Origin of the sequence: Paraburkholderia sp., assembly GCF_050742655.1 — a bacterium.
In the GTDB taxonomy this organism is placed as follows: Bacteria; Pseudomonadota; Gammaproteobacteria; order Burkholderiales; family Burkholderiaceae; genus Paraburkholderia.
Window position 1 is genome coordinate 1 of the sequence record NZ_JBOIGG010000045.1, and the last position, 9483, is coordinate 9483.

6 protein-coding genes are annotated in these 9483 nt (G+C 66.8%); 5 read left to right on the forward strand and 1 reads right to left on the reverse strand.

Annotated features, from left to right (window positions below; all coding sequences use genetic code 11):
• The 4 genes from ACREXZ_RS30475 to fhuB form a co-directional block, all read left to right on the forward strand.
• Nucleotides 1-3170, forward strand: a 3170-nt coding sequence (locus ACREXZ_RS30475) for a condensation domain-containing protein (RefSeq protein WP_431767852.1), incomplete at its 5' end; no start/stop codon positions are given.
• Between the two features lie 304 nt (nt 3171-3474).
• Nucleotides 3475-5628: a TonB-dependent siderophore receptor gene (locus tag ACREXZ_RS30480; protein ID WP_431767853.1), complete on the forward strand. Its 2154-nt coding sequence runs from the start codon at nt 3475-3477 to the stop codon at nt 5626-5628.
• Complete coding sequence (locus ACREXZ_RS30485) at nt 5622-6566, forward strand: ABC transporter substrate-binding protein (protein WP_431767854.1); 945 nt, start codon at nt 5622-5624, stop codon at nt 6564-6566. Before ACREXZ_RS30480 ends, ACREXZ_RS30485 begins: the two co-directional genes overlap by 7 nt.
• Nucleotides 6563-8566: a Fe(3+)-hydroxamate ABC transporter permease FhuB gene (gene fhuB, locus ACREXZ_RS30490; protein ID WP_431767855.1), complete on the forward strand. Its 2004-nt coding sequence runs from the start codon at nt 6563-6565 to the stop codon at nt 8564-8566. The genes ACREXZ_RS30485 and fhuB overlap by 4 nt, the downstream gene beginning before the upstream one ends.
• 28 nt (nt 8567-8594) lie before the next feature.
• Here the strand turns inward: fhuB and ACREXZ_RS30495 are convergent, their stop codons facing one another.
• A complete protein-coding gene (locus tag ACREXZ_RS30495; RefSeq protein ID WP_431767856.1) occupies nt 8595-9017 on the reverse strand; it encodes an ACT domain-containing protein in 423 nt (140 codons plus the stop codon).
• 254 nt (nt 9018-9271) lie between these two features.
• Between ACREXZ_RS30495 and ACREXZ_RS30500 the strand changes: the two genes are divergently transcribed.
• The gene (locus tag ACREXZ_RS30500; RefSeq protein WP_431767857.1) at nt 9272-9472 is read left to right on the forward strand and encodes a hypothetical protein; all 201 of its coding nucleotides are present in this window, start codon (nt 9272-9274) and stop codon (nt 9470-9472) included.
• Nucleotides 9473-9483: the final 11 nt, after the last annotated feature.

Genomic DNA, 9483 nt, shown 5'->3' on the forward strand with positions numbered 1-9483 from the left:
TGGCCCTGCGTCAGGTAACCGTAGGCGGTGAAGCCCTGCCGGGCGATGCACTGGGACGCTGGCAGTCAGGCGCGCTCGGCGACATCCGGCTGGACAATCTTTATGGACCGACGGAAACGACGGTGGCGGCACTGTACCGCGACACACAGATCGAAGACGCCCACCAGGTGACAGTCCCGATCGGCATCCCGTACCCGGGCCGCACCGCCCGCGTGATCGACGCATTCGGCGATGTGGCACCGGCCGATGGCCTCGGTGAGCTTTGTATTGGCGGCCCGACGGTGGCACGCGGCTATCTCGGACGTGCAGCACTGACGGCCGAACGCTTCGTGCCGGACCCGTACGGCGAACCGGGCTCGCGGCAGTACCGCAGCGGCGATCTCTGCCGGATGCGTACAGACGGCACAGTGGAATTCCTCGGCCGTCTGGACCAGCAGGTGAAGCTGCGCGGCCAGCGTATCGAGCTGGGTGAGATCGAGGCGGTACTCCGCCAGTGTGCAGGCGTACGTGAGGCAGCGGTGATCGTCACAGGAGCCGGCGAGAAACAGCGGCTCGCAGGCTATATCGCGGGTGAAGTCGATGCAAACCAGATCCAGCGCGAACTGGAACAACGGCTGCCCGCGTATATGGTGCCGTCGGGCCTGACGGTGCTGGAACGTCTGCCGGCGATGCCGAATGGCAAGCTGGACCGCGCCGCACTGCCGGCCCCGCAGTCCATCACCCGCGAGCGCATCGACCCACGCAACGCGACGGAAGCGACACTGCTGTCGATCTGGTCGGCGGTGCTGGGACGGGACGATCTGGGTGTGACGGAGAACTTCTTCGAAGCAGGGGGCGATTCGATCCAGAGCCTGCAGATCATTGCGAGAGCGCGAGAGGCAGGGTTGAAGCTCACGCCGCGCCAGGTGTTCGAGCACCCGACGGTGGAGCGGCTCGCGCTGCGCGTCGAAGTGCTCGACAGTACAGAACAGGACGAGGCGGAGATCACCACGGCGCTACCGCTGACCCCGATCCAGCGCTGGTTCTTCGAACGCTATCCGCAGGGCGAGTCGCACTGGAACCAGTCGGTGCTGCTGAAGGTGGAGGGGAAGCTGGACGTCGAAGCACTGACGCAGGCAATAGAGGCACTCGAGCGCCGTCACGATGCGCTGAGACTGCGCTTCGTGCAGACGGAGGCCGGCTGGCGGCAGCAGGTCGCACCGGCGGAAGAAAGCACCCCCCTCTACCGCGAGACACTGCAATCACTCGACGATCTGAACGCCGCCGGCCAGCGGGTGCAGTCGGGCCTGAGCCTGACACAGGGTCCGCTGTGGCGCGTGGGCTACATCGAGACGCAGCAAGAACAGAACGAAACCCGCCTGCTGATCGCGATCCACCACCTCGCGGTAGATGGGGTGTCGTGGCGTGTGCTGCTGGAGGAACTGCAGACTGCCTACGCACAGGCCGAACAGAAAAAACCGATCGTACTACCCGCACCGTCGACGTCATGGAGCGTATGGGTGCGAAAAGTGCACGACTACGCAGGCGAAGCCGAACGCGTCGCGGAACTCGCATGGTGGCAAACCGCGCTCGATACGCCGTCGCTGCGCGCGGGTCCGGTGTTCGCACCGCTGACGTCGACGGCCGCGTCACAAAAGACGCTGTCGTGGACGCTGTCGCCTGAGCGCACGTCGGCGCTGTTGCGCGAGGCGCCGCGGGCGTACCGGATGCGCGTCGACGAAGTGTTGCTCGCGGTGCTCGCGAGCGTCGTCGGTAAGGAGACGGGGCGCGCCGAACTGCTGGTCGAGCTCGAAGGCCACGGCCGCGAGGATGTGATCGACGGCGTCGATCTGAGCCGCACGGTCGGCTGGTTCACGACGCAGTATCCGGTCGCGTTGCCGTGCGAGACAACACCTGGCGATGCGTTACGCCGCGTGCGCGAACGGCTCGCATCCGTACCTCGACGCGGACTGAACTGGGGGCTGCTGCTCGGCTGCGCAGATGACGCGAGCCGCGCCGCGCTTGCCGCGCTGCCCGTACCTGAAGTGAGCTTCAACTACCTGGGCCGTTTCGACCAGACGTTTTCGTCCGCGAGCCGGTTCGGCTTTGCGAGCGAAGCATCGGGCGAAGCGGTTGCGGCATCGACGCTGGCACCGGATCGCGCGTTCGACGTCAACGGCTGGATCGCCGGCGATTCGCTCGAGCTGACCTGGAGCTACGCGCAGCAGCAGGTGTCCGAGGCGCGCGCGGCGCAACTCGTCGCGGCATTCGACGTGGCGCTGTCGGCGACGCTGGATCATCTGAGCGCGGCGGCTACAGGCGCGGAAGAAGTGGCGCCGCGACCGGCGGTGCCATCGTCCGTCGACCCAGCCAACGGAAGCGCTGCAAACGACGGCGTACTGGCAAGCTGGATCGAACGCGCGACGCTTGAAGCGTCGTTCGCACCGCCTTTGCCCGCTACGCTCGCGGCATGGTTGCAGCGCGATGCAACCACCACCAATGCATTGCAGCCCGTCGTACCGCTCAACGCGCTCGGCGCGCCGCGCACGCTGTTCTGCCTGCATCCGGGGCACGGCATGATCGGTGAGTACCGGACGCTTGCTCATGCGCTCAACGGCCGCGTGACCGTCTTCGCGATCCAGGCACCCGCGCTGCGCGACGAGCCCTGGCACGGCGACACGTTCGAAGCGCTCGCCGCGCACTACGCGGCGACGATCGAAGCCGTGCAGCCGACAGGGCCGCTTGCGCTGCTCGGCTGGTCGTTCGGCGGCCGGCTCGCAATCGCGATCGCGGCGCTGTTCGCGCAGCGCGGTCGCGCTGTGTCGTTCACCGGCATCGTCGATACGGCGACGCATTGGGACGATCCGGACAGCGGTCCGCAGGCCGATGCCGCACAAGACGATCCCGCGACGGCCGCACGCGCATCGCTCGATGGTACGTCATCGCTGCTCGGCGCCGCATTCGCCGCGGACAGGCTGCATACGCGTCTGCTCGGACGTCATGTGTTGCCGCACGTCGGTACGGACCTGCACGTGTGGCGCGCGCTGCGCAACATGGCCGACCCGCGTCGCCGGATGGACTGGGCGCGGCAAACGTCGGGCCGCACGATCGAGTCTTCGGTCGACGCCACGCACACGAGCATCGTCCACCACCCCGTTTTCATCGAGGCGTTGATCGCACTGCTGGTGTGACGTCAACCGGGTTTTTCGGTAGCCGCAGCGTGGGGTCGGGGTAAGCGCTGAAGCGCTAACCCCGACCAAAACATGGGCATTATGAAATATGAATGAGATTTATTCTCATTTGTATTAAGATGCGGCGTTTGTCTCAAAACGCATCGGGAGCAGCGCCGGCTCGGCGCCGGATCGCATCGGATTCAATCGGTTAATCGGTCAATCGGGGAAGCAAGAAAAAATGACGAAGCTGAGGAAACAACACGTCGAGAAGTCTTTCAGGCCACGTTTGCGGCCAGGTCATGTGGCACTGATGCTCGGCGTCATGACACTCACCGCACATGCCCAGGAGGCCACGCCTCCGGCATCGGCAAAGGCAACGGCAAAGGCAACGGCAGCCGCACCGCAGGCCGCATCGTCGGCGCCTGCCGTCGGCTCCACGCTGCCCGCGATCGAAGTCCGCAGCACCGCTCAGAATCCGCAGGGCCCGGGCGTCGGCTACGTGGCGAAGCGCTCGAAGACCGGCACGAAGACCGATTCCGCGCTGATCACGAACCCGCAGAGCATCTCGGTCGTCACGCGTCAGCAGATGGACGACCTCGGCGCGCAAACCGTCGACCAGGCGCTGCGCTACTCGGCGGGCGTCTATACGCAGGACGGCACCGACGTGCGTTTCGACCAGTTGCGCGGGCGCGGCTTCGATCTCGATTCGTATCTCGATGGCCTGCACCTGTACCAGTCGCCGCGTTTCGCGACGCCGCGTATCGACCCGTACTTCCTCGAGCGGATGGACGTGCTGCATGGGCCGGCGTCGGTGCTGTACGGGCAGGGTAGCCCCGGCGGTCTCGTCAACTACGTGAGCAAGCTGCCGACCGAAGAGCCGTATCACGAAGTGATGATGCAGGTCGGCAATCACGACAACTACCAGCTCGGCTTCGACTTCAGCGGCCCGGTCGATCAGGCGGGCACGGTGCTGTATCGCATCACGGGCCTCGGCCGTACCGCGGAAACGCAGGTCAGCGCGATCAAGGACCAGCGTATCGCGATCGCGCCGTCGGTGACGATCCGTCCGAACCGCGACACGACGCTGACGCTGCAGGGCAGCTTCCAGCGCGATCCGAACGGCGGCCTGTTCAACCCGGTCACCGCGAACGGCACGCTGATCTCGAACCCGAACGGCCGGCTCGGTCCGTACCAGTACTTCGGCAATCCGAACACCGACGACATGCAGCGCACGCAGTACTGGTTCGGCTATCAGTTCGACCAGCGGCTGAACGACACCTTCAGCGTGTCGCAGAACGTGCGTTACCTGCACATCGACCAGCGCTACTACCAGACCTCGGTGACGAGCGCGCTCGCGGCGGATAACCGCACGGTGACGCTGTGGGGGAACACCGACCACGAGCACTACTCGCAGTTCGAAGTCGACACGCACGGTCAGGCTAAATTCGCGACCGGCCCGGTCCAGCACACGGTGCTGCTCGGTCTCGACTATCAGCGCACGCTGCTCGGCGACAACTTTGGCGGCGGAGTCGCCGGCACGGTCAACATTTTCAATCCGAACGACGCGAGCCTGAAGACGATTCCGGCGAACCAGCGCGGCGACTGGTCGATGAGCACGGTGGGCCTGTATCTGCAGGACGAAGCGCGCTATCGCAACTGGGTGCTCACGCTCGGTCTGCGCGAAGACTTCGTCGGCACGAACCAGCAGATCACTTCTCCGGCGGGCTCCTACCCGCCGTCAGGCGTATCGCATGCGAACGATCACGCGTTCACGTATCGCGCGGGTCTCGCGTACGAGTTCGACAACGGCATCGTGCCGTTCGTCAGCTACGCGAAGTCGTTCCAGCCGGTGCTCGGTTCGACACTGGCCGGCTCGGCGTTCTCGCCGACGACCGGCAAGCAGGTCGAAGCCGGCGTGCGTTATCAGCCGAAGGGATTCGACGGCTACTTCTCGCTGTCCGCGTTCACACTGACGCAGAACAACGTGACGACGACCGACCCGACGAATTCGGCATTTTCGGTTCAGACCGGCCAGGTGCGCTCCCGCGGGATCGAAGCGGAAGCGCACGCGAACGTCACCGAGAACATCAAGCTGATCGCTTCGTATACCTACCTGAACCAGATCGTCACCGAGAGCAACACGGCGAACTACGGCAAGACGCCGACGATTGCACCACGTCACACGGCTGCATTGTGGGCGGACTATACGTTCCATCGCGGTCCGTTGCGCAACTTCGGTATCGGCTCGGGCGTGCGTTATGTGAGCGAGAGCTATGGTGACCAGTTCGATTCGTTCACGGTGCCGTCGCGCGTGCTGGTCGATCTCGGCGCGCACTACACGCTGAAGGACTGGACACTCGCGCTGAACGTGAACAACCTGTTCAACCGCGAATACATCTCGTACTGCACGCTATCGTCCGTATGCTACTGGGGCGCGACGCGCACGATTCTCGGGACCGCGCGTTATCAATGGTGATGAGCGGAAAGTCGTTCCGTGCCGGCCGTCGGCGTGCGCTTGCGGGACTCGGTGCGGTTGTGCTTGCTTCGTCTACCGTGGGTGGGGCGGCGAGCGCAGCGGTGCAGATTGCACCGACCGCACCGACGGTTCTGCCGCGCGACGCGCGCATCGTCGTGCTTGACTGGGGCTTGATCGAAGTCGTGCTGTCGCTCGGCGTCGTGCCGGTCGGCGTGTCGCGACCCGTGTGGTACACGCGGCTCGACGGCGACCCGCCGTTGCCGTCGACAGTCGTCGATACCGGCCTGCTGTTCCAGCCGAACTTCGAAGTGCTCGCGGCGTTGAAACCCGATCTGATCGTCGTGACGCCGTGGCATGCGCCGCTGCGCGCGATGCTCGAACGCGTCGCGCCGACCTTCACGGTGGCGATGTTCGGTCCCGGTCTCGACATCTACCCGGCGGTTCGCGCGGCGACCCATCAGCTCGGTGCGAAACTCGGCCGCGATCGCGAAGCCGACGCGCTGCTGCAACGCGCGGACCAGCAGATCGCGGCAGCCGCGCAAATGGTGGCGGGGACGGGTGCCGCGCAACGGCCGCTGGTCGTGCTGCGTGCGCTCGACAACCGGCATGTGTCAGTCGCGGGTCCGCATAGTCTCTTCGACGGCGTGCTGCGCCAGCTCGGTCTCGTCAACGCATGGCAGGGCGCAACCGATCCGCAGGGCATGGCCGAAGCCGACCTTGCCGCGCTCGCGCAGCACAGCGACGCGCAGGCCGTGCTGTTCGGCACGCCGCCCGCCATTGCAGCCGGGTTGTCGCGCAGCCCGCTGTGGCACGCGCTGCCGTTCGTCGCGCAACGAGGCGTCGCGCAGATCGGCCCGATTCCGCCGACCGGTGGCGTCGTCGCCGCGACGCGCTTCGCGACATCGCTCGTGCAGGCGCTGCAAGGAGTCCCCCGATGAATCAAATGGCTGGCGTGTCCGCCGCCAATCGCACATGGCGCCTTCCGGCGCTGCTCGCCGTCCTCGCCTTGCTGCTCGCCGCGCATACGTTGTCCGCGCGGCTGCCGTTCGCGCAATGGGGCGGCGCTTTTTGGGGGACGTCGTCCGACGGCGCGTCCAGCGCGACGCTGCCGCAGCTCGTCGTGCAGTACAGCTGGCTGCCGCGTTTCGTGATCTCGCTGATCGCGGGCGCGGCGCTGTCGCTTGCGGGCGTCGTGTTCCAGCAGGTGCTGCGCAATCCGCTTGCCGAACCGCTGACGCTCGGCGTATCGGCGGGCGCGTATCTCGCGTTGATCGTCGCGTCGGTGTGGGCGCCGGCGTTCGTCGCCGACGCGCGCTTCACGGTCGCGCTCGGCGGTGCCGCACTCGCGATGCTCGCGACGTTGGGGCTGACATGGCGCAAGGGTTTCGCTCCGGTGTCGGTGGTGCTCGCCGGGATGATCGTGAACCTGTACTGCGCCGCGATCGCAGTCCTGCTGACGGTGATGTTCGAGCGCTCGCTCGTCGCGGTGTTCATCTGGGGCGGCGGCTCGCTGAGCCAGAACGGCTGGCAGACCGTGCTGTGGCTGCTGCCGCGCGCGGCCGTCTGCGCGCTCGGTGCGGTACTGCTGGTGCGACCGCTAACACTCTTCTCGCTCGACGACCGCAGCGCGACGCAACTCGGCTTGTCGCTCGCATGGGCACGACCCGCGGCGCTCGCGATCGCGGTGGTGCTGAGCGCGTTCGTCGCGAGCGCGGTCGGCGTGATCGGTTTCGTCGGACTCGCGGGCCCGGCGCTCGCGCGGCTCGCGGGCGCGCGGCGGCTGCGCGACCAGTTGCTGTGGGCGCCATTGATCGGCGCGTCGCTGCTCGCGCTGACCGATCAGGCGGTGCAGTGCCTGCCTGGTCTCGTCGGCGAACTGCTGCCGACCGGCGCGGCGATCGCGCTGCTCGGCGGTCCGCTGCTGCTGTGGCTGCTGCGGCGTTTTCGTATCGAAGGGCCGCGGCCGGCCGCGCCCGATGCCGAACCGGCGCGTCGCGCGACGTTGCCCATCGCGCTGCTGCTGGGTGCGCTGCTCCTGGTGTCGATCGTCGTCTCGCTGCGCTTCGCGAAGACGCTGCACGGCTGGCAGTGGGCCGGCGCTGCCGACTGGACCAGTGTCGAGTTCTGGCGTGTGCCGCGGCTCGTCGCGTCCGCGGCGGCGGGCGTGATGCTGGCGCTGTCGGGGACGCTGCTGCAACGCGTGACCGGCAATCCGATGGCGAGTCCCGAACTGCTCGGCGTCAGCGGCGGTGCGATGCTCGGCACTCTGGCCGCAGCGGTGCTCGCGCCTGCTCCGACGGCATTGACGCTTCTGACTGCCGCGGGCATCGGCGCGCTGCTGTTTCTGCTGGCGATCGTCGCGCTTGGCCGGCGCAGCCAGTTCGCGCCGACGCATCTGCTGCTCGCGGGGATCGCGCTGACTGCGCTGTCGCAATCGGTGATCGCACTCGCGACCGCGAGCGGCGGCGCGTACGCGGCACTGCTCCGCACACTGATGTACGGCTCGACCTATCTCGTCAGTCCGGCAACTGCGTTTGCGACATGCGTGTGCGCCGCGCTGGCCGTCGTCGCGGCGCTGCTGTGCGGACGCTGGCTCGACATTCTGCCGCTCGGCGCGAATGTCGCCAACGCGCTTGGCGTCGGCACGCGGCGCGCGCGGCTCATGCTGCTGGTGATCGCCGCGGTGCTGACCGCGGGCGCGACGACGGTGCTTGGACCGATGTCGTTCGTCGGTCTGATGGCGCCGCATCTCGCGCGACTGCTCGGCTTTCCGCGCGCGCGTTCGCAGATGCTGATCGCGGCGCTGCTCGGCGCGGTGCTGATGGTGTTCGCCGACTGGCTCGGCCGCAATCTGATCTTCCCGCAGCAGATGCCGGCCGGCATCCTCGCGACGCTGATCGGCGGCCCGTATCTGATGTGGCTGTTGCGCCGCCGCTGACGGCGCGATTGCTATCGTTATCTATAAGTCAGCGCGATGCCGCGTCGCGCTGCAACTGCGCGAGGGCGGCCATCGCCCGCTGCGCGTCCGCGAGCGGCACGAAAATGTGATCGTGATACGCGGCTGCGACGACATTGCAACTGATCCCCTCGGCGCCGAGCGCGCTCGCGAAGGCGGCGGTCAGGCCAACGGCTTCGAGATCGGAGTGAACGGTCAGCGTGATCCAGGCGGCGCGAAAGAGGATCGGCACGCCGCTCTGCAACGCCGCGTTCAATTCGACAATCAACGTTACGCCTTCCCGCTCACGAAACGTCGCCACGACCTCGGGGCCGAGCGGGTCCCACGGCACGTCTGCATTCTCACGGATCGATACGAACGCGACCTGGCGGTCGTCGAGCACCGGCTGCATCGACGCGAGCAGCACGCGTAAATCGGCAATGGGTGAGGTCATCGGGGTGCTTCTAACGGAACGGGCGTTCAGGGTATGACGTGCGACGCGGACTGACAATACTGTGCATGATGCTGCGGTGCGGGCGAGGGTTCCCGTCTCGTCCTGCTATCGTGGCGGTTATCGAGTGACGTGGGTGATGCGAATCGGGTCGTTCGATATATGACGTCCGGAGTCGGCGAAGGCGCGTCCGGCCGCCGCCTGCTATCGTGGCAAGGTGGCGAGCATCGGGCAATGCGGGGGCAACGATGGAACAGATGTTCATGCTTCGCGGCCGCGCCGTCGCGCGGCTTCTGGAAATACGTAACGACCTGACGTCGCGCGGCGCCGGCTCGACCGCGCCGCATCCGACGCTCGCCGCGGTCGAGCAGTTGTTGTTCGATCTGCGCGCGGGGCGGATCGACAGCTTCGTGCTGCCGGTCGACAACCCCATTCACGTGTTCGTGACCGACGCCTAGCGGGTAACCGC